This window comes from Streptomyces eurocidicus (assembly GCF_002891295.1).
GTDB classification, from domain to species: domain Bacteria; phylum Actinomycetota; class Actinomycetes; order Streptomycetales; family Streptomycetaceae; genus Streptomyces; species Streptomyces eurocidicus.
Genome location: NZ_LGUI01000013.1, coordinates 265,940 through 286,323, shown reverse-complemented (window position 1 = coordinate 286,323; position 20,384 = coordinate 265,940). Strand labels below are relative to the sequence as shown.

The 20,384-nt window shown below is 73.9% G+C and carries 20 protein-coding genes; 13 read left to right on the top strand and 7 right to left on the bottom strand.

The features are described from left to right. Positions 1–52 precede the first annotated feature (52 nt). The 3 genes from AF335_RS32015 (at position 53) to AF335_RS32005 (ending at position 3,199) form a co-directional block, all read left to right on the top strand. Entirely contained in the window at positions 53–1,204 is a 1,152-nt protein-coding gene (locus AF335_RS32015; protein WP_228773417.1) for a PP2C family protein-serine/threonine phosphatase, read from the top strand. 80 nt (positions 1,205–1,284) lie between these two features. After that, positions 1,285–2,622, top strand: coding sequence for a tetratricopeptide repeat protein (locus AF335_RS32010; protein ID WP_102921908.1), 1,338 nt, complete (start codon positions 1,285–1,287; stop codon positions 2,620–2,622). 46 nt (positions 2,623–2,668) lie between these two features. Then, complete coding sequence (locus AF335_RS32005; RefSeq protein WP_102921907.1) at positions 2,669–3,199, top strand: NUDIX hydrolase; 531 nt, start codon at positions 2,669–2,671, stop codon at positions 3,197–3,199. Between the two features lie 52 nt (positions 3,200–3,251). Here AF335_RS32005 and AF335_RS32000 read toward each other — a convergent pair whose 3' ends face one another. Continuing rightward, positions 3,252–3,512, bottom strand: a complete 261-nt coding sequence (locus tag AF335_RS32000; protein WP_102921906.1) for a hypothetical protein — start codon at positions 3,510–3,512, stop codon at positions 3,252–3,254. A gap of 200 nt (positions 3,513–3,712) precedes the next feature. Further along, positions 3,713–4,570, bottom strand: coding sequence for a 3-hydroxybutyryl-CoA dehydrogenase (locus tag AF335_RS31995; protein WP_102921945.1), 858 nt, complete (start codon positions 4,568–4,570; stop codon positions 3,713–3,715). Positions 4,571–4,773: 203 nt separating this feature from the next. Between AF335_RS31995 and AF335_RS31990 the strand changes: the two genes are divergently transcribed. Next, positions 4,774–6,039, top strand: coding sequence for a glycoside hydrolase family 10-like protein (locus AF335_RS31990; protein ID WP_102921905.1), 1,266 nt, complete (start codon positions 4,774–4,776; stop codon positions 6,037–6,039). 15 nt (positions 6,040–6,054) lie between these two features. Here the strand turns inward: AF335_RS31990 and AF335_RS31985 are convergent, their stop codons facing one another. Together AF335_RS31985 and AF335_RS31980 are read right to left on the bottom strand one after the other, a co-directional pair. Beyond that, a complete protein-coding gene (locus tag AF335_RS31985) occupies positions 6,055–6,255 on the bottom strand; it encodes a DUF1918 domain-containing protein (protein WP_102921904.1) in 201 nt (66 codons plus the stop codon). A 158-nt stretch (positions 6,256–6,413) separates the two neighbouring features. Continuing rightward, positions 6,414–7,358 carry a DMT family transporter gene (locus AF335_RS31980; protein WP_102921903.1) on the bottom strand — a complete coding sequence of 315 codons (945 nt, stop codon included), beginning with the start codon at positions 7,356–7,358 and terminating at the stop codon, positions 6,414–6,416. Here AF335_RS31980 and AF335_RS31975 point away from each other — a divergent pair. Together AF335_RS31975 and AF335_RS31970 are read left to right on the top strand one after the other, a co-directional pair. Further along, positions 7,357–8,823: an aminotransferase-like domain-containing protein gene (locus tag AF335_RS31975; RefSeq protein ID WP_102921902.1), complete on the top strand. Its 1,467-nt coding sequence runs from the start codon at positions 7,357–7,359 to the stop codon at positions 8,821–8,823. The genes AF335_RS31980 and AF335_RS31975 overlap by 2 nt on opposite strands. Before the next feature lie 54 nt (positions 8,824–8,877). Then, positions 8,878–9,252, top strand: a complete 375-nt coding sequence (locus tag AF335_RS31970; RefSeq protein WP_102921901.1) for an RNA-binding S4 domain-containing protein — start codon at positions 8,878–8,880, stop codon at positions 9,250–9,252. A gap of 27 nt (positions 9,253–9,279) precedes the next feature. Here AF335_RS31970 and AF335_RS31965 read toward each other — a convergent pair whose 3' ends face one another. Both AF335_RS31965 and AF335_RS31960 read right to left on the bottom strand, forming a co-directional pair. After that, entirely contained in the window at positions 9,280–9,918 is a 639-nt protein-coding gene (locus tag AF335_RS31965; RefSeq protein WP_102921900.1) for an NAD(P)-dependent oxidoreductase, read from the bottom strand. An 89-nt stretch (positions 9,919–10,007) separates the two neighbouring features. Further along, positions 10,008–10,940, bottom strand: a complete 933-nt coding sequence (locus AF335_RS31960; RefSeq protein ID WP_102921899.1) for an EamA family transporter — start codon at positions 10,938–10,940, stop codon at positions 10,008–10,010. Positions 10,941–11,016: 76 nt separating this feature from the next. On the opposite strand from AF335_RS31960, the gene AF335_RS31955 reads away from it, so the two are divergent. After that, positions 11,017–11,514 (top strand): MarR family winged helix-turn-helix transcriptional regulator, encoded by a 498-nt coding sequence (locus tag AF335_RS31955; protein ID WP_102921898.1) that lies wholly within the window; start codon positions 11,017–11,019, stop codon positions 11,512–11,514. A 128-nt stretch (positions 11,515–11,642) separates the two neighbouring features. Here the strand turns inward: AF335_RS31955 and AF335_RS31950 are convergent, their stop codons facing one another. Beyond that, positions 11,643–13,865, bottom strand: coding sequence for an NADP-dependent isocitrate dehydrogenase (locus AF335_RS31950; RefSeq protein WP_102921897.1), 2,223 nt, complete (start codon positions 13,863–13,865; stop codon positions 11,643–11,645). Positions 13,866–14,002: 137 nt separating this feature from the next. On the opposite strand from AF335_RS31950, the gene argC reads away from it, so the two are divergent. The 6 genes from argC (at position 14,003) to AF335_RS31920 (ending at position 20,310) form a co-directional block, all read left to right on the top strand. Further along, positions 14,003–15,031 carry an N-acetyl-gamma-glutamyl-phosphate reductase gene (gene argC, locus AF335_RS31945; RefSeq protein WP_102921896.1) on the top strand — a complete coding sequence of 343 codons (1,029 nt, stop codon included), beginning with the start codon at positions 14,003–14,005 and terminating at the stop codon, positions 15,029–15,031. A gap of 130 nt (positions 15,032–15,161) precedes the next feature. Beyond that, entirely contained in the window at positions 15,162–16,313 is a 1,152-nt protein-coding gene (argJ, locus tag AF335_RS31940; RefSeq protein WP_102921895.1) for a bifunctional glutamate N-acetyltransferase/amino-acid acetyltransferase ArgJ, read from the top strand. Next, positions 16,310–17,281: an acetylglutamate kinase gene (argB, locus tag AF335_RS31935; protein WP_102921894.1), complete on the top strand. Its 972-nt coding sequence runs from the start codon at positions 16,310–16,312 to the stop codon at positions 17,279–17,281. The genes argJ and argB overlap by 4 nt, the downstream gene beginning before the upstream one ends. Before the next feature lie 47 nt (positions 17,282–17,328). After that, positions 17,329–18,474, top strand: a complete 1,146-nt coding sequence (locus AF335_RS31930; protein WP_102921944.1) for an acetylornithine transaminase — start codon at positions 17,329–17,331, stop codon at positions 18,472–18,474. Positions 18,475–18,521: 47 nt separating this feature from the next. Further along, positions 18,522–19,064 (top strand): arginine repressor, encoded by a 543-nt coding sequence (locus AF335_RS31925; RefSeq protein WP_087928896.1) that lies wholly within the window; start codon positions 18,522–18,524, stop codon positions 19,062–19,064. Between the two features lie 76 nt (positions 19,065–19,140). Beyond that, a complete protein-coding gene (locus tag AF335_RS31920; RefSeq protein ID WP_102921893.1) occupies positions 19,141–20,310 on the top strand; it encodes a metal-dependent hydrolase family protein in 1,170 nt (389 codons plus the stop codon). Positions 20,311–20,384: the final 74 nt, after the last annotated feature.

Genomic DNA, 20,384 nt, shown 5'->3' with positions numbered 1-20,384 from the left:
TAGGGGGGCCGACGGCATGATCCGGACAAGGGCGGTGCGCTGGCGGAGGGGGATGGTGTTCGCGCTTCCCGGACTCTGGGTGCTGGCCGTCGTGGCCGTGGAGCTGCTGAGCCCGCGCGGCACCCATCTCGTCCAGCTGCTCGCCGCCGCGCCCGCCCTCGCCTGCGCCGGCACCGGCCGCCGCCAGTGCGTGGTGCTCGCCGGGGTCTGCGCGCTCCTCGCGCTCGTGCCGCTGGGCTCGGCCGGCCGCCTCGACACCGCCGCCCGCCTCGGCACCTGCTGTGCGATCGTCGCCGTCGCGGCACTCGCCCACCTCCTCACCGCGGGCCGCCGCCGGCTCATGAAGGAGCTGGAGCGCGCCCGCGAGGTCGCCGCCGCCGCGCAGCGGACGCTGCTGCGCCCCCTGCCGCCCCGGCTCGGCGGGATGACCCTGGCCGGCGGCCATCTGTCCGTCAGCGAGGGCGCGCTCGTCGGCGGCGATCTCTACGAGGCCCTGGCCACCCCGCACGGCGTCCGCGTCGTCATAGGCGACGTCCGCGGCCACGGCCTCGGCGCGATCGGCACCGTCGCCGCCGTGCTGGGCAGCTTCCGCGAGGCCGCGCACGACGAGCCGGAGCTCCCCGGGGTGCTGCGCCGGCTGGAGCGCGCGCTCCAGCGGGAGCTGGGCGAGCCGTCGCTCGGCGAGGAGTTCGTCACCGTCCTGCTCCTGGAGGTGGGCTCCGACGGCCTCGTCAAGGCCCTCAACTGCGGGCACCCCTGGCCGCACCGGCTCTCCCGCGGATCCGGCCGCCGGGTGCGCGCCGCCGCCGTGGGGCGCGGCGATCCACTGCCCCCGCTCGGCCTGTTCCCGCTGCCCGGCCGGCTGCCGGTGGCCCGGCTGACCCGGCTGGCGCCGGGCGACGCGCTGGTCCTCCACACCGACGGCGCGGAGGACGCCCGGGACGCGCGAGGGGAGTTCTTCCCCCTGGCGAGGGTGCTGGCCGAGGCGGCCCCGGTCGCCCCCGTCGTCCCGGCGGCCGTCGTCGAGCGGGTGCGGACGGCGCTGCTGCGCCACACCGGGGGACGGCTGTCCGACGACATGGCCCTGATGGTGCTCCGCCGGGACCGCTGCCGGGTCGCCGGCCCCGCTCAGCGGCCCGGCGCGCTCACCTCCGGCCGCCGGGAGTCACCCCCGTACCGGCTGGAAGACACCGCTCCGCTCTGACGCTCAGCGACGTCCGGTTCACACCCCGTGCGAAGGGATCTCCACTACGCTGACCTCACCGAGCGCACCCGGAGGGCAGGATGGAGCCCAACACACTGCTTGACGCCATCCTCGACGAGGCGGGCATCTCCCACGCCGGACTGGCCGCCCATGTCAACGCGGCGGGCCGGGCCCGGGGTCTGGCGCTGCGGTACGAACACACCGCCGTCGCCCGCTGGCTGCGCGGTCAGCGCCCCCGGGGCCAGGTGCCCGACCTGATCTGCGAGGTCCTCGGGGAGCGGCTGCACCGCGCGCTGACCCTCGACGACATAGGTCTCGGCACCCCGGGCAGCCCCCGGTTGCCCAACACCCCCCTCTCCGGCTTCGTCGAGCGCGCCACCGCCCTGTGGCGCTCGGACGAACAGCAGCGCGAGCACATCGTCAGCGCGCCCGCCGTCACCGGGACGCCCGCCGTCATCCCGGTCTGGGAGTGGGAGAACCCGCCCGAGGACGCCGACGTCTCCCGGCGCGGGCTGACCCGGGTCTCCATGGACGACATCGAGATGCTGCGCGCCGCCCGCGCCCACTACGAACAGATGTACCGCAAGGCCGGTGGCATCGCCACCCGCGCCCGGGTGGTCGGCTTCCTCAACGCCGAGGCCGCCCCCCTGCTGCGCGGCAGCTACACCGACGAGACGGGCCGTCAGCTCCACCGGGCCACGGGCGGGCTGGTCGCCGTCGCCGGGATCTGCGCCTATGACTCCGACGCCCACGGCCTGGCCCAGCGCTACTTCCACCAGGCGCTGCGGCTGGCCAAGGCCAGCGGGGACCGGGGCCTCGGTGCCTATGTGATCGCCCTGCTCGTCAACCAGTCGCTGTTCATGAGGGAGTACCGGCAGGCCGTCGCGTTCGCCGAGTCCGCGCTGCGGTCCGCCGGGCCGGAGCTCACCCCGGCGCTCGCCGCCGACCTCTACGCGATGCAGGCCAAGGCGTACGCGCGACTGGGCGACGGCGCGGGGGCGCTCGCCTGCATCCGCCGTGCCGAGACCGCCGCCGAGCGCATCCACCGCGGCGCGGAGCCCGCCGAGACCGGCTACGTCCAGCCGGGCCTGGTCAACGTTCAGGTGGCGGAGGCGCTGCTCAGCCTCGGCGATCTCGGACCCGCCCGTGAGCACGCGGACCGCGCCGTCGACACCCCCGCCCACGACCGGGGCCGTGTCCACCGGCTCGCCATGCTCACGCACATCGAGCTGCGTCAAGGAGACGCGGACAAGGCGGTGGCCACCGCCCGGGAGATGACCGAGCAGGCGAGAGGCATGGAATCGCAGCGCTTACGGGACCGGCTCCGGGCGGTGCGCGAGCACCTGATCGAGAGTGGGTGTGCGGCTACCGCGGAGGCCGCCGAGATGATCGACGGGGCGTTGCGCGTGCCCTTGTGAGGACAGCGCCCGGGGAGGTGGCCACCTTGGCGGAAGGTGGCAATACGTGCGTTGGAAGAATCTCAAGGAGCGGACGGTCTACTCGAACCGCTGGTTCCGGGTCAATCTCGCGGACGTCGCACTCCCCGACGGCCGTCACCTCGATCACTTCGTCATCAGGCTGCGGCCCGTCGCCGTGGCCACGGTGGTCAACGAGGCCAATGAGGTACTGCTGCTGTGGCGGCACCGCTTCATCACCGACACCTGGGGCTGGGAACTGGCCGCGGGCGTCGTCGAGGACGGTGAGGACCCGGCCTTCGCGGCGGCCCGGGAGATGGAGGAGGAGACCGGCTGGCGGCCGGGCCCCCTGCGGCACCTGATGTCCGTCGAGCCGTCCAACGGCCTCACCGACGCCCGGCACCACATCTACTGGTCGGACGAGGCCCGGTGCGTGGGCGAGCCGGAGGACGACTTCGAGTCGGACCGCCGTGAATGGGTGCCGCTCAAGCTGGTGCCCGACATGATCGCCCGTGGCGAGGTGCCGGCCGCCAACATGGCGGCGGCGCTGCTGCTCCTGCACCACATGCGGCTCGGCTGAGCCTCTTCTCCCGTGGACGGGGGCCGGGGTGAGGATCAGGTGCGTACCGCGCTCACCGGCCCGCCGCCTGCCAGACGGTCAGCCCCAGGGCGGCGAGCCCGGTGAGCGCGGCGAGCGACGGCAGCGGCCACCTGCCGTGTTCGAGGACCCGTAGCCGCCCCGCCAGCTCGCTGATGTCGCGCTCCGACTGATCGCTGCGCTGGGTGAGGAGGGCGAGGTGGCCGTCGATGCGGACGACGCCGACATCGAGGCTACGACGGAGCTCCGCGAGCTCGGCCGACGACCTGACGGCGTGCTCGGGATGGCTGGTCACGGTACGTACCCCTTCCGGAAGACTCTCCGTGCGTGTGTTCACGAGGCGAGTCAACCGCGCGGGCACCCGGGGCGGGAGCGTGTGCGGAGGGTGAGTGCGTGTCACCGCCGCACACCCCGTGCGAACACGGGTGTGCGGCGGTGACACGGCGTCGTACCGGGGTGCCGCGGGGCCTTCGGCGGCCCCGCCGGCGGGCCGGCTCAGTAGGTGTAGAAGCCCGACCCGGTCTTACGGCCGAGGCGGCCCGCGTCGACCATGCGCTGGAGCAGCGGGGGAGCGGCGTACAGCGGCTCCTTGTACTCCTGGTACATGCTGTCCGCGACCGAGGCGACGGTGTCCAGACCGATCAGGTCGGAGAGCTTCAGCGGGCCCATGGGGTGGGCGCAGCCGAGCTCCATGCCGTTGTCGATGTCCTCGCGGCTGGCGATGCCCGACTCGAACATCCGGATCGCCGAGAGCAGATACGGGATGAGGAGGGCGTTGACGACGAAGCCGGAGCGGTCCTGCGCCCGGATGGCGTGCTTGCCCAGGACCTGCGAGACCAGTGCCTCGGCGCGCTTGATGGTCTCCTCGCCGGTGGTCAGCGCGGGGATCAGCTCGACGAGCTGCTGCACCGGGGCCGGGTTGAAGAAGTGGATGCCGATGACCTGGTCGGGGCGGGAGGTCGCCACGGCCAGCTTCACCAGCGGGATGGAGGAGGTGTTGGAGGCCAGGATGGCGTCCGGGCGGGTCATCACCTGGTCGAGCACCCGGAAGATCTCCGTCTTCACCTGCTCGTTCTCGACGACCGCCTCGATGACGAGGTCGCGGTCGGCGAACTCGCCCAGGTCCGTGGTGAAGCTCAGCCGCGCCAGCGTCGCGTCCCGCTCCTCCTCGGTGATCTTGCCGCGTTCGGCGGCCTTGCCGAGCGAGTTCGTCAGGCGGGTGCGGCCCAGCTCCAGGGCCTCGCCGGTGGTCTCCGCGACCTTGACGTCCAGGCCGGAACGGGCGCAGACCTCCGCGATGCCCGCGCCCATCTGGCCGCAGCCCACCACCCCGACGCGTGCCACGTCTGCCACAGTGTCCGTCACATCGTGCCTTTCGCTGATCTTGGTCGTCCGGCGGGTGGCCGTACCTCTTACCGCTGGTAGCGGTGGGGAGGACCCCCGGCGCGTGCCCGCCTCGATCCAGACGTTACTCCGCGACAGGCGGTGCCCGGCTGGCCGGGGCGGGCATGCTCCCGCCGTATGGTGTGACCGATCCGACAAGGAGTGGGCCGCATATGGGGCGTATGAGTCGAAGAGGGTTCACCGTGGCCGCCGCGGGAGTGATGTCCGTGATGCTGGCGAAGGAGGAGGCGAGCGCCCGCGAAGGGGTCGCGGCGGCCGCCGGCGTCCGCAAGCCGGGCGAGCTCCATCGGAACCGTGAATTCCGGGGAATGTGGATCGCGACCGTCGTCAATGTCGACTGGCCCTCCAAGCCCGGTCTGTCCCCCGACCGGCAGCGCGCGGAGCTGATCGCGCTCCTCGACGCCGCCGTGGCCCGCAGGCTCAATGTCGTGGTGCTCCAGCTGCGGCCGACCGCCGACGCCTTCTGGCCCTCGCCCCACGAGCCGTGGTCGGAGTACCTGACCGGTGTCCAGGGGCGCCACCCGGGCTGGGACCCGCTGGCCTTCGCGGTGCGCGAGGCCCACAAGCGCCGTCTGGAACTGCACGGTTGGTTCAATCCCTATCGCATCGCCAACCACACCGACCCCCACAAGCTGACCCCCACCCACCCCGCGCGGCTCCACCCCGAGTGGGTGGTGCGCTACGGCGGCAAGCTCTACTACAACCCCGGCCTGCCCGAGGTCCGGCACTTCGTCCAGGACGCGATGCTCGACGCCGTCACCCGCTACGACCTGGACGGTGCGCACTTCGACGACTACTTCTACCCCTACCCCGTCGCCGGGCAGCGGTTCGACGACGACGCCGCGTACGCCCGCTACGGCAAGGGCTTCCCCGACCGGGCCGCCTGGCGGCGCGACAACATCGACTGCCTCGTGCGCGAGATGGGCGGCCGGATCAAGGCGCACAAGCCGCATGTGCGCTTCGGCATCAGCCCCTTCGCCGTCTGGCGCAACAGATCCGCCGACCCCCGGGGCTCGGACACCAAGGCCGGTGTGCAGACCTATGACGACCTGGGCGCGGACACCCGTAGATGGGTGCGCGAGGAGTGGATCGACTACATCGTCCCGCAGGTCTACTGGCACCTGGGCTTCGCCGCCGCCGACTACGCCAAGCTCGTGCCGTGGTGGGCGGAGACCGTGCGCGGCACCGATGTGCAGCTCTACATCGGCGAGGCGCTCTACCGGGCGGGCGACCCGGCACAGCCCGCCCCCTGGCAGGACCCGGGCGAGCTCTCCCGGCACGTCTCCTTCGCCCGGGGCTGCCCCGAGGTGCTCGGCCATGTCTGGTTCTCGGCCACATTCGTGGTCGGCGACCCGATCGGGGCGATGGCGCGCGTGGTCCAGGACCACTACCCGGGCCGCGCGCGCCCGCCCCGCTGAGCCTCGTGGGGAACGCTAGACCTGGTCGGTGGCCTTGCGGTGTTCCACCACGGTGTCAGGGCCCGGGGACATGATCGTCTCGTGACCGTTCTCGGCGCGGACCCGGAACGGCGGGGACCCGTTCGCCCCCAGCACCTCCACGATCTCCACGACGTGGTCCTGTTTCCCGACCACGCGGCCGTGCACCACCAACCGGTCGCCCTTGCTCGCATGCATAGACGTGCCCTCCGTCTCGAGGTCCGACACGTGTGCTGGGACGGGGCCAAGTCTACGGTCGGCCGGGGCGAACGGCTCGTCCCCGTGCGCATCCGGGCGAGACCCGGCGCGACCTCGGCGAGTCCTGGCGGGAACCACCTCCGTGCGGGGGCGCCTGGTCAGGAGCGGGTTCGCTGGGTCACCCCGATACAGACCAGAACGGCGACGGCCGCCACGGGCGCGGCCGGGCCCAGCCGTTCGCCGAGCAGCAGCACCGACCAGACCAGTGTGAGCAGCGGCTGGGCCAGCTGGAGCTGGCTGGCCCGGGCGACACCGATCGCCGCCATGCCGCGGTACCAGATCCACAGCCCCACGAACTGGGAGCCCACCGCCAGCCACAGCAGTCCCGCGACCGCGTGGCCGGTGAGGTGGACGGGCTCGGTGCGGAGGGACAGGGCCGCGCCGGCGGAGGCCACCGGCAGGCACAGCACCAGCGCCCAGGCGATCACCTGCCAGCCCGGCAGCTCCCGCGCCAGCCGGCCGCCCTCGGAGTAGCCCGCCGCGCACACCAGCAGGGCGCCGAACAGGAAGAGGTCCCCGGTCGTCGGCCGGCCGCCGCTCTCCCGCACCGCGAAGGCGATCACCACGGCGGCGCCGGTCAGCGCGGCCGCCCAGAACGTCCGCGAGTGCCCGGCCCGGGTGCGGACCGCCGAGTACGCGGCCGTGGTCAGCGGTAGCAGCCCCACGACCACGGCGGCGTGCGAGGTCGAGGACGTCCGCAGCGCGAGCGTGGTCAGCAGCGGGAAGCCGACCACGGTGCCGCCCGCCACGGTGAGCAGCGGCAGCAGGTGCCGGCGCGCGGGCGGCCGCACCCGTCCGGCCAGCAGGCAGGCCCCGGCGAGCAGCCCGGCCAGCACCATCCGGCAGGTGGTCACGGACCACGGGCCGAGCCCCTCCAGGGCCCACACGGTCGCCGGGAAGGTCAGGGAGAACGCCGCCACACCGAGCGCGGCGAGGAGGGTGCCGCCACCCGTGCGCGGCGCCGCGACCCGCGGGGAAGCGGTGCCCGCAGGGCTGTCCACTGCTATCGCGTTCGGGTCGGTAGCGCTATCTTTCACTCTCATGCATGAGCGTAACAGTGTCTCTGAGCTGGCAGGAGTCCTCCGAGGGGAGCTCAGCCGCTACTCCGTGGGGGAGAAGCTGCCGTCCAGCCGGGCCCTCGTCGACCGCTTCCGGGTCAGCCCGGTCACCGTGTCGCGGGCGCTCGGCACCCTGGCCGCCGAGGGCCTGGTGGTCACCCGCCCCGGCGCGGGCGCCTTCCGGGCCGCGCCGCACAGCGCGCCCGCCCGCCCCGGCGACACGTCCTGGCAGCAGGTCGCCCTCAGCGTCGAGACGCCGGGCGAGGCCGTCCCCCGCGCCGTGGACGCCTCGGGCGTCCTCGGCACGCTCGCCGAGCCGCCGCCCGGCGTCGTCGAGCTCAGCGGCGGCTACCTCCACCCCACGCTCCAGCCGGAGCGCGCCCTCGCGGCGGCGCTCGGCAGGGCCGGCCGCAGGCCCGGCGCCTGGGGACGGCCGCCGATCGACGGTGTGGGCGAGCTCCGCGCCTGGTTCGCCCGCGAGATCGGCGGCCCCGCCGGCACCGTCGCCCCCTCGGACGTACTCGTCACCGCCGGTGGGCAGAGCGCGCTCGCGGCCGCGCTGCGCGCCCTCGCCCCGCCCGGCGCGCCCGTCCTCGTCGAGTCCCCGGCCTACCCCGGGATCCTCGCCGTCGCGCGCGCCTCCGGACAGCGGCTGGTGCCCGTGCCCGTCGACGCCCGGGGCGTCCGTACCGACCTGCTCGCCGAGGCGTTCCGGGCGAGCGGCGCCCGCGTCCTGGTCTGCCAGCCGCTCTACCAGAACCCCACGGGCGCGATCCTGGCGGGCGAGCGGCGGCGGGAGGTCCTGCGGATCGCCCGCGAGGCGGGCGCGTTCGTCGTCGAGGACGACTTCGCGCGCTTCCTCTCCCACGAGGACGCCCCGGCGCCGGCCCCCGCGCTCGCCGCGGAGGACCCCGACGGGATCGTCGTCCACGTCTGCTCGCTCACCAAGATCACCTCACCCAGCCTGCGGGTGGGCGCCCTCGCCGCCCGGGGCCCCGTGCTCGAACGCCTGCGGGCCATCCAGGTCGTCGACAGCTTCTTCGTCCCGCGCCCGCTCCAGGAGGCCGCCCTGGAGCTCGTCGGTTCGCCCGCCTGGTTCCGGCACCGGCGCACGGTCGCCGCGGAGCTGCGCACCCGGCGCGAGGCCCTGCTCACCGCGCTGGAGCGGGAACTGCCGGACCTGAAGGTGGACTTCGCGCCGCCGGGAGGCTTCTACGTCTGGGGCCGCCTCCCGGACGGCACGGACGAGGCGGCCCTCGCGGCGGCGGCCCTGCGGGCCGGTGTCGTCGTCTCCCCGGGCCGCCCCTACTTCGCCGCCGAGGCTCCCGCGCCCTTCCTGCGGATCGGCTTCGCGACGGCGGCGGGCACGGCCGAACTGGAGGAGGGCGTCCGCAGGTTGCGGACCGGGTGGGCGGAGTGGGCCGGGGCGGCGGCCGCGGCGACACCGTGAGGTCCGGCCGCCCGGCGGCCGGGTTCCCGGCGAGGAGAGGGCTAGAGTCGGAGCATGGCTGAAGACGAGGGGCCCGTGCGGGTCGACAGCTGGATCTGGTCCGTACGGCTCACGAAGACGCGCTCGCTGGCCGCGACGGCCTGCCGGGCCGGCCACGTCCGCGTCAACGGCGAGCGGGCCAAGCCCGCGCAGACCGTGCGCCCCGGTGACGAGGTGCGGCTGCGGCTGGCCGGGCACGAGCGGGTCGTCGTGGTCTCCCGGCTCGTCCGCAAGCGGGTCGGCGCGCCGGTGGCCGCCGACTGCTACGTCGACAACAGCCCGCCGCCCCCGCCGCGCGAGCAGGTGGCGGTGGCGGCGGTCCGTGACCGTGGCGCGGGGCGCCCGACCAAGCGGGACCGGCGGGAGCTGGAGCGGCTCCAGGGCCGCTGAGGCACCCCGGCCGGGGCGGGCGGCGGGTCAGTACCCCACGGTGAAGCGCGTCCCCCGGTGCCGGGCCTGCTCGGCCTCGTCCAGGAGGGCCACCGCGAGGTCCTCCATCGAGACGGCCGAGTCGCCGTCGGCGTCGACGATCAGTTCGTCGGTGCCCAGGCGGTAGTGGCCCGTGCGCTTGCCCGGCTCCAGGAGGGCGGCCGGGCTCAGGTACGTCCAGTCCACGTCGTCGGCGGCGCGGCAGGCGGCCAGCTGGGCGTTGCAAGCCAGGGCTATGGGCCGCCAGGAGGGCGGGAAGTCCGGGCCGTCGGCCACGGTCACGCCGTCGGTTCCGGGGAGGGTCAGGCTGCCCGCGCCGCCGACGACCAGGAGGCGCACACCGGTCCCGGCGAGCCCCGCCAGCAGGCCCTCGGTGGCCTTGACGAGGCCGTACTCGCTGCCGGGCGCCGGGCGGGTCGCCGTGATGACCAGGTCCTGGCCGACGGCGAGCCGGGCCACGTCCCGCGGGTCGGAGGCGTCGCCGACGCGGGCGCGGGCGGCCTCGGGCAGCTCGGGGAAGCGGGCCTTGTCGCGGACCACGGCGGTGACCTCGTGGCGCCGGGCGAGGGCCTCGGTGACCACGCGGCTGCCGACGTTGCCCGCTGCTCCGAAGACGGTGATGCGCATTTCTCTGCTCCTTGGGTGGGTGGTGCGGGTTCGGGTCGAACACCGCGGGGGATCCCGCGGGTGGTGCGGCGGGACGTCCGGCGGCCGGCTCAGCGGGCGGGGGCCTCGGCGCGCGGCCTCTTGGCCGGGCCTGCCTGGCCGGCGGGCCGGTCCTGGGGCCGGTCCTGCCGCGCGGGCCGCCGCTGGGCCACGACGAGCGAGGCGAGGATGACGAGCCCGCCCGCCGCCTGGGCCCAGGTGAGCTCCTGACCGAGGGCGATCAGACCCAGGACCGTGGCCATCACCGGGCTGAGCAGCCCGAGGAAGGTGACCTGGGTGGGGGACAGCTCGCGGATGCCCCGGAACCACAGCGCGTACGCGAGGGCGGAGCCGATGACGGCCAGATAGCCGTAGCCGGCGAGGTTGGAGGTGCTCAGGGCGGCCGGCGGCGGGCCTTCGACCAGGAGCGCGACGGGCAGCAGCAGGACCCCGCCGGCGACCAGCTGCCAGCCGGTCGTCGCGAGCAGCGGCGCGGGCGACACCCACCGCTTGCTGAGCACGACCCCCGTGGCCATGACGACCGCGCCGGCCGCGGCGGCGGCCACCCCGAGGCCGTCCAGCCGGGCGTCGGCCCGGAGGACGAGGAGGCTGACGCCCGCCACGCCCGCGACCGCGGTGAGCAGGGTCCGCCGGGTCAGGCGCTCGCCGAGCAGTCCGGCGGAGAGCAGGGCGACGAAGAGGGGCTGGAGGGCGCCGATGGTCGCGGCGACCCCGCCCGGCAGCCGGTAGGCGGCGACGAAGAGCAGGGCGAAGAACGCCCCGATGTTGAGCGCGCCGAGCACCAGGGCCCGCCACCACCAGACGCCGCTCGGTAGCCGGCGGGTCACGGCGACGAGGACCAGCCCGGCGGGCAGGGCCCGCACCACGGCGGCCAGCAGCGGCCGGCCGGGCGGCAGCAGCTCGGTGGTGGCCAGGTAGGTCGTGCCCCAGATGGCGGGCGCGAGGGCGGTCAGGGCGACGGTCCCGAATCGATTGCTTAGCACTAAAGCAATGTATCTCACCGCTAAGATATCTGTCCAGGGTTTACCTCACCGCTAAGAGATTGCTTAGGCTGGAGCCATGACAGATCACGTCGACCGCGTACTGGAACAGTGGCGCGTGCGCCGCCCCGACCTCGACGCCTCGCCGATGGCGGTCATCGGCCGCCTTTCGCGGCTGACCCGCCTGGTCGACGCCGAGCTGCGCCGTACCTTCGCGGCGCACGACCTGGACGCCGCCTCGTTCGACGTCCTCGCCACCCTGCGCCGCAGCAACGCCGAGCACCGGCTGACCCCCGCCGAACTGATGCGGTCGTCGATGGTCACCTCGGGGGCGATCACCCAGCGCCTCGACCGGCTGGAGGCCCGCGGGCTGGTGACCCGCACCCCCAGCGCCTCGGACGGCCGCAGCATGGACGTCTCCCTCACCGATGACGGCCTCGCCCTCATCGACCGGGCGCTGCCCGACCACATCGCCACGGAGGAGCGCCTGCTGGCCGCTCTCGACCAGGAGGGGCGGGACGCCCTCGCGGAATCGCTCCGGCAGCTCCTGGAACACCTCGGCGACAAGCCGGCCTGACCGGCCGGGGGGCGGCTCCGGGTTCGCGCCGGGCCCGGAAAACGAGCCGCCCCCGGCCGGCGGGTGCCGGTCGGGGGCGGTCGGGCGCGTCAGGCGCGGGGCGGCGGGGGAGTACCCCGCCGCCGCGGTCAGGCGAGGGTCGCGAGCGCCTCGTTGAAGGTCGCCGACGGACGCATGACGGCCGCGGCCTTCTCGACGGACGGCTGGTAGTAGCCGCCGATGTCGGCCGGCGAGCCCTGGACGGCGATCAGCTCGTCGACGATCGTCCGCTCCTGCTCGGCCAGGGACTTGGCGAGCGCGGTGAACGCCTCCGCCAGCTGCGCGTCCTCGGTCTGCGCCGCCAGCTCCTGGGCCCAGTAGAGCGCCAGGTAGAAGTGGCTGCCGCGGTTGTCGATGCCACCGAGGCGGCGGCTGGGCGACTTGTCCTCGTTGAGGAACGTGGCGGTGGCGCGGTCGAGGGTGTCGGCGAGCACCTGGGCGCGCGCGTTGCCCGTGGTCTGCGCGAGGTGCTCGAAGCTCGCCGCGAGCGCGAAGAACTCGCCCAGGCTGTCCCAGCGCAGGTAGTTCTCCTTGACCAGCTGCTGGACGTGCTTCGGCGCGGAGCCGCCGGCACCGGTCTCGAACAGACCGCCGCCGTTCATCAGCGGAACGACCGACAGCATCTTGGCGCTCGTGCCGAGCTCCAGGATCGGGAACAGGTCGGTCAGGTAGTCACGCAGGACGTTGCCGGTGACCGAGATGGTGTCCTCGCCGCGCCGGATGCGCTCCAGGGAGAACCGGGTCGCCTCGACGGGCGCCATGATCTCGATCCGGAGGCCCTCGGTGTCGTGCTCCGGCAGGTACGCCTTGACCTTCTCGATGAGCCGCGCGTCGTGCGCGCGGGTCTCGTCGAGCCAGAACACGGCCGGGGCGCCGGTCGCGCGGGCGCGGGTGACGGCCAGCTTGACCCAGTCGCGGATCGGGGCGTCCTTGGCCTGGCACATGCGGAAGATGTCGCCGGCCTGAACGGCCTGCTCCAGCACGACGTCGCCCTTGGCGTCGACGACGCGGACGGTGCCCGCGGCGGCGATCTCGAAGGTCTTGTCGTGGCTGCCGTACTCCTCGGCCTTCTGCGCCATCAGGCCGACGTTCGGGACCGAGCCCATCGTCGACGGGTCGAAGGCGCCGTGGGCGCGGCAGTCCTCGATCACGGCCTGGTAGACGCCGGCGTAGCTGCTGTCGGGGAGCACCGCGAGGGTGTCCGCCTCCTGGCCGTCCGGGCCCCACATGTGGCCGGAGGTGCGGATCATGGCCGGCATGGAGGCGTCGACGATGACGTCGCTCGGGACGTGCAGGTTGGTGATGCCCTTGTCGGAGTCGACCATCGCCAGGGCCGGACCCTCGGCGAGCTCGGCCGCGAAGGAGGCGGAGATCTCCTCGCCCAGGTCCGGCACGGACTCCAGGCCCTTGAGGATGGTGCCGAGGCCGTCGTTCGGGGACAGGCCGGCCGCGGCGAGGGCCTGGCCGTACTTCTCGAAGGTCTTCGGGAAGAAGGCGCGCACCACGTGGCCGAAGACGATCGGGTCGGAGACCTTCATCATCGTGGCCTTCAGGTGCACCGAGAACAGCACGCCCTCGGCCTTGGCGCGGGCGATCTGCGCCGTCAGGAACTCGCGCAGCGCGGCCACGCGCATCACGGCGGTGTCGACGACCTCACCGGCGAGCACGGGCACGGACTCGCGCAGCACCGTGGTGGTGCCGTCCTCCGCGGTCAGCTCGATGCGCAGCGCGCCGGCCTCGGCGACGACCGCGGACTTCTCGGTGGAGCGGAAGTCGTCGGCGCCCATGGTCGCGACGTTCGTCTTGGAGTCGGAGCTCCAGGCGCCCATGCGGTGCGGGTGCGTCTTGGCGTAGTTCTTGACCGAGGCGGGGGCGCGGCGGTCGGAGTTGCCCTCGCGCAGGACCGGGTTGACGGCGCTGCCCTTGACCTTGTCGTAGCGCGCGCGGACGTCCTCGTCCTGCGCGGTCTTCGGGTCGTCCGGGTAGTCCGGCAGCGCGTAGCCCTGCGCCTGCAGCTCGGCGATCGCGGCCTTCAGCTGCGGGATCGAGGCCGAGATGTTCGGCAGCTTGATGATGTTCGCACCCGGAGTCCTGGCGAGCTCGCCCAGCTCGGCGAGGGCGTCCTCGATGCGCTGGCTCTCCTCGAGGAACTCGGGGAAGCCGGCGATGATGCGCCCGGCCAGAGAGATGTCACGGGTCTCCACGGTGACGCCGGCCTTCGAGGCGTAAGCCTGGATCACGGGCAGGAAGGAATGCGTCGCCAGGGCCGGAGCCTCGTCGGTGTGCGTATAGATGATGGTCGAGTCAGTCACCAGGTGCTCCGCTCCACGTCTCTGCAACATTGCTCGACATCAAGATATCTCGTGGTCCCACTTCTCTCGACAGGGGTGGCCATTGCATAAATCTTCAACCCTTCGTATAGTCATGCCATCGAACCAGGAGGGGCCCGATGGCAATCCATGCGGCAGTGGCGGGAGCGAGCGGATACGCGGGCGGTGAAGTGCTGCGCCTGCTGCTCGGCCACCCCGAGGTCCGCATCGGGGCGCTGACCGCGCACTCCAGCGCCGGGCACCGGCTCGGCCGGGTGCAGCCGCACCTGCCGCAGCTCGCCGGACGGGTGCTGGCGGAGACCTCCGCCGAGGCGCTCGCCGGGCACGACGTCGTCTTCCTCGCCCTGCCCCACGGCCAGTCCGCCGCCGTCGCCGAGCGGCTGGGCGAGGATGTGCTGATCGTGGACTGCGGCGCCGACTTCCGGCTGAAGGACGCGGGCGAGTGGGAGCGGTTCTACGGCACACCGCACGCCGGCACCTGGCCGTACGGCCTGCCCGAGCTGCCCGGCGCCCGCGAGGCCCTGCGCGGCACCAAGCGGATAGCCGTGCCGGGGTGCTATCCCACGGCCGTCTCCCTCGCCCTCCTCCCCGCCTACGCCGCCGGCCTCGCCGGGTCCGAGGCCGTGATCGTCGCCGCGTCCGGCACCTCCGGCGCCGGCAAGGCCGCCAAGCAGCACCTGCTCGGCAGCGAGGTCATGGGATCCATGAGCCCGTACGGCGTCGGCGGCGGCCACCGGCACACCCCCGAGATGGCCCAGAACCTCTCGGCCGCCGCCGGCGAGCCCGTCACCGTCTCCTTCACCCCCACCCTCGCGCCGATGCCCCGCGGCATCCTCGCCACCTGCAGCGCCAAGGCCCGCCCGGGCATCACCGCCGAGGGCCTGCGGGCGGCCTACGCCGAGGCGTTCGCGGACGAGCCGTTCGTCCACCTCCTCCCCGAGGGACAGTGGCCGTCGACCGGCGCCGTCACCGGCTCCAACACCGCGCTGGTCCAGGTGGCCCTCGACACGGCCGCGGGCCGGATCGTCGCCGTCAGCGCGATCGACAACCTCACCAAGGGCACCGCCGGCGGCGCGGTGCAGAGCATGAACATCGCCCTCGGACTCCCCGAGGAGCTGGGGCTGCCCGTCTGCGGGGTGGCGCCGTGAGCGTCCGCCGCGCCCTCGCCACCGCACTGGCGCGCCTTGTGCCGTGCGGCCCCGCGGCCGGCCCCCAGGATCCGCCGAACAGTCCCGCACAGCCGCCCCACGCGGGCCGGGAAGCCAACGAGGAGTCGCAGTGAGCGTGACCGCAGCAAAGGGATTCACGGCGGCCGGCATCGCCGCCGGGATCAAGGAGAGCGGCAACCCCGACCTCGCTCTGGTGGTGAACGAGGGGCCGCGGCGGTCCGCGGCCGGCGTCTTCACCGCCAACCGGGTCAAGGCTGCCCCCGTCCTGTGGTCGGAGCAGGTCGTCAAGGGCGGGGCGGTCTCCGCGGTCGTCCTCAACTCGGGCGGGGCCAACGCCTGCACCGGGCCGCGCGGCTTCCAGGACACCCACGCCACCGCCGAGAAGGCCGCCGAGGTCCTCGGGCACAGCGCGGGGGAGATCGCGGTGGCCTCCACCGGGCTGATCGGTGTGTACCTGCCGATGGACCGGCTCCTGCCGGGGATCGAGAAGGCCGCGGCCGGACTGTCCCCGCACGGCGGCGAGAAGGCCGCCATCGCCATCAAGACCACCGACACCGTCCACAAGACCGCCGTGGCGGAAGGGGACGGCTGGGTCGTGGGCGGCATGGCCAAGGGCGCCGGCATGCTCGCCCCCGGCCTCGCCACCATGCTCGTCGTGCTCACCACCGACGCCGACGTCGACGCCCCCGCCCTCGACCGGGCCCTGCGCGCGGCCACCCGCACGACCTTCGACCGTGTCGACTCCGACGGCTGCATGTCCACCAACGACACCGTCCTGCTGCTCGCCTCCGGGGCCTCCGGCGTGGAGCCCGCGGCCGGTGCCTTCGCCGAGGCGGTGCGCGGCGTCTGTGACGACCTCGCCCGCCAGCTGATCGGCGACGCGGAGGGTGCCTCCAAGGACATCCGTATCGAGGTGGTCAACGCCGCGACCGAGGACGACGCGGTGGAGGTGGGGCGTTCTTTGGCGCGGAACAATCTGCTGAAGTGCGCGATCCACGGTGAGGACCCGAACTGGGGGCGGGTGCTGTCCGCGATCGGCACGACCTCCGCGGTCTTCGACCCGGACCGGCTCAACGTGGCCATCAACGACGTCTGGGTCTGCCGCGACGGCTCCATCGGCGACGACCGCGAACTCGTCGACATGCGCTACCGCGAGGTGCGCATCACCGCCGATCTGGCCGCCGGCAGCGAGAGCGCCGTCATCTGGGCCAACGACCTGACCGCCGACTACGTCCACGAGAACAGCGCGTACTCCTCATGACGACCACCGACGCCCCCGCCGGGGCCCCCGCCGGCGCCACCCGTAAGCACACCGCCCTCCCCAAGGCCCGCATCCTCGTCGAGGCGCTGCCCTGGCTGACGCGCCACCACGGCAAGACCGTCGTCATCAAGTTCGGCGGCAACGCCATGGTCGACGACGAGCTCAAGGCCGCCTTCGCCCAGGACGTCGTCTTCCTGCGGCACGCCGGCCTCAAGCCCGTCGTCGTGCACGGCGGCGGCCCCCAGATCAGTGCGCAGCTCGAGCGGCACGGCCTGGTCAGCGAGTTCAAGGCGGGCCTGCGGGTCACCACCCCCGAGGCCATGGACGTCGTCCGGATGGTCCTCGCCGGACAGGTCCAGCGGGAACTCGTCGGGCTGCTCAACGCCCACGGCCCGCTCGCCGTCGGCATGACCGGGGAGGACGCCCACACCCTCACCGCCACCAAGCACCTGCCCGAGATCGACGGCGAGCGCGTGGACATCGGCCGGGTCGGCGAGATCTCCGCGATCGACACCGGCGCCCTCCGGGCGCTGCTCGACGACGGCCGCATCCCGGTGGTCTCCTCCATCGCCCGCAGCGCCGACGACGGGCACGTCTACAACGTCAACGCCGACACGGCCGCCGCCGCCCTCGCCGCCGCCCTCGGCGCCGAGACCCTGATGGTCCTCACCGACGTCGAGGGGCTCTACGAGAACTGGCCGCACAGCGACGAGGTCATCAGCAAGCTCACCGCGAGCGAGCTGGAGCGGCTGCTGCCCGAGCTCGCCAGCGGCATGGTCCCCAAGATGGAGGGCTGCCTGCACGCGGTGCGCAACGGCGTCACCACCGCCCGCGTCATAGACGGCCGGGTCCAGCACTCCATCCTGCTGGAGATCTTCACCGACGAGGGCATCGGCACCATGGTCGTACCGGACGGCCACGACGCACACCACGGACACGACGAGAACGAGGGGAAGGGCGCCCAGTGAGCCCCGCGAGCAACGCCGCACTCACCCGGCGGTGGCAGGACAGCCTCATGGACAACTACGGCACCCCGCGCGTGCCGCTCGTCCGGGGCGCCGGCAGCACCGTCTGGGACGCCGACGGCCGCCCCTACCTCGACCTCGTCGGCGGCATCGCCGTCAACGCCCTCGGCCACGCCCACCCCGCGGTCGTCCGGGCGGTCTCCGAGCAGATCGCCACGCTCGGCCACGTCTCCAACCTCTTCACCGCCGAGCCGACGGTCGCCCTCGCCGAGCGCCTCCTCGCCCTCGACGGCCGCCCCGGCCGCGTCTACTTCGGCAACTCCGGGGCGGAGGCGGTCGAGGCCGCCCTCAAGATCGGGCGGCGGACCGGGCGCACACACATGGTCGCCACGGCCGGCGGCTTCCACGGCCGCACCATGGGCGCCCTCGCCCTCACCGGCCAGCCCGCCAAGCAGGCGCCCTTCCTGCCCCTGCCCGGCGAGGTCACGCACGTCCCCTACGGTGACGCCGACGCGCTCCGCGCCGCCGTCACCACCGACACCGCGCTCCTCGTCCTGGAGCCCGTGCAGGGCGAGAACGGCGTCGTCGTACCGCCGCCGGGCTATCTCGCCGCCGCCCGGGAGATCACCCGGGCCACCGGCACCCTGCTCGTCCTGGACGAGATCCAGACAGGTATCGGCCGCACCGGCCACTGGTTCGAGCACCGGGCGCAGGGTGTCGAGGCGGACGTCGTCACCCTCGCCAAGGGGCTCGGCGGCGGGCTGCCGATCGGCGCGACGCTGGCCTTCGGACCCGCCGCCGACCTGCTGACACCCGGTCAGCACGGCTCGACGTTCGGCGGCAACCCGGTCGCCTGCGCGGCCGCCCTGGCCGTCCTGGACACCCTGGAGACCGAGGGGATCCTCGGCCACGTCGTACGCGTGGGGGCGCGCTTGCGTGACGGGATCGAGGCGCTCGGCCACCCGGCGGTCGACCACGTCCGTGGCGCGGGCCTGCTGCTGGGTATTGTCCTTTCCGAGCCCCTCGCACCGAAAGCGCAGTACGCGGCACAGGAGGCGGGATTCCTGGTGAACGCGGTCGCACCCGACGTGGTGCGGCTGGCTCCGCCGCTGATCATCACCGAAGATGAGGTGGAAACGTTCCTCAGGGCGCTGCCCGGCGTCCTGGACGCCGCGATCGCGGGCGAGGGGGCGTAGCGGCCGGAGAGGCCACGGGGAACGACGATGCGGAGACTGACGAGACGATGACCGAGGCGCAGGAGTCCGAGCCGTTCCACGGCGGACAGGCCGTACCGCAGACCCGCACCGCACGCCACCGCAGGATCGTGGACATCCTCGGCCGGCAGCCGGTGCGGTCGCAGAGCCAGCTCGCCAAGCTGCTCGCCGACGACGGGCTCTCCGTCACCCAGGCGACGCTCTCCCGGGACCTCGACGAGCTGGGCGCGGTCAAGATCCGGAACACCAATGGCGAGCTGATCTACGCGGTGCCCTCCGAGGGCGGCGACCGCACCCCCCGGGCCCCGCTCGGGGAGTCGGCGACCGAGGCCCGGATGGGCCGGCTGGCGGGCGAGCTGCTGATCTCGGCGGAGGCGTCCGCGAACCTGGTGGTGCTGCGCACCCCGCCGGGCGCCGCCCAGTTCTTCGCGTCGGCCATCGACCAGGCCGGCGTCCACGAGATCATCGGCACCATCGCGGGCGACGACACCGTGATGCTCATCAGCCGCGACCCCAAGGGCGGCCAGGCCCTCGCCGACCACCTGCTCAGGCTGGCGCAGAAGGAGCGCTGAGCGGGGGCGGCCGCGCCGGGCCCGGTTTGGCACCGTGCCGCCGCGGGGCAGGGTTGCCCGGTGGCAGGGAGGGCCGATGCTGGCATTACGCGCGCGATCACTGTTCGACGGAGCCTGTCCGGAGCCCGTCGACCGGCCGCTGGTGACCGTCGAGGGCGGGCGGATCGTCTCCGTCGAGGCGCGCGGCGCGGCGCCGCCCGGTGCCACCGTCGTCGACCTGGGGGACTCGACCCTGCTGCCCGGCTTCGTGGACACCCACGTCCACCTGGCCTTCGACGCCAGCGACGATGTCGTCGGCCGGGTCCGGCGGGCCGGTGACGCGGAGCTCCTGGAGCGGATGCGGGCCGCGGGCCGGGCGGCGCTCGCCGCGGGCGTCACGACCGTGCGCGACCTCGGCGACCGGGGCTATCTCTCCCTGCGGCTGCGCGCGGAGACCGCCGCGGACCCCACGGCGGGCCCCAAGGTCCTCGCCGCCGGGCCGCCGGTCACCACGCCCGGCGGGCACTGCTGGTTCCTCGGCGGGCAGGCCGAGGGCGTCGAGGGCGTGCGCGCGGCCGTCCGGGAGCGCGCCGAGCGCGGCGTCGACGTCGTCAAGGTGATGGTGACCGGCGGCGACCTGACGCCCGGTTCGGACCCCTACCGCCCGCAGTACGGGCCCGCCGAGCTGCGCGCCGCCGTGCGCGAGGCGCACCGGCACGAACTGCCTATCACCGCGCACGCCCACGCGGCGAGCGGCATCGCCGTCGCCGTCGCCGCCGGCTTCGACTCCATCGAGCACTGCTTCTTCCTCACCGACGACGGCGTCCACTTCGACCGCCGGGTGCTCGACGAGATGGTCCGCGCCGGTGTCGTCGCCTCGCTGACCCTGGGCGCCCTGCCGGGCGGCCCGCCACCGCCACCCCGAATCGCCCAACGGGCCCCGGGCATGGTCGCCGGGCTCGCGGCCATGCGGCAGGCGGGCGTGACGACCGTGTGCGGCAGCGACTCCGGGGTCTTCCCGGTCAAGCCGCACGGCTGCTATCCGTACAGCGTCGCCGCGATGGTTGAGCGGGGGTACACCCCCGTGGAGGCGCTGCGCGCCGCGACGTCGACGGCGGCCCGGCTGTGCGGGATCGCCGCGCACAAGGGCTGCCTCGCGCCGGGCTACGACGCGGACGTGGTGGCCGTGGCCGGCGACCCGCTCACCGACATCACGGCCGTCCACGCCGTGACGGCGGTCTTCCGCGGCGGCGCGCGCGTCGTCTGAGGCGGCAGGGAGCGGTACGGAAGCGGCCTGGGAGCGGTACGGGCGGCCCGGAACCCTCCCGGACCGCCCGTACC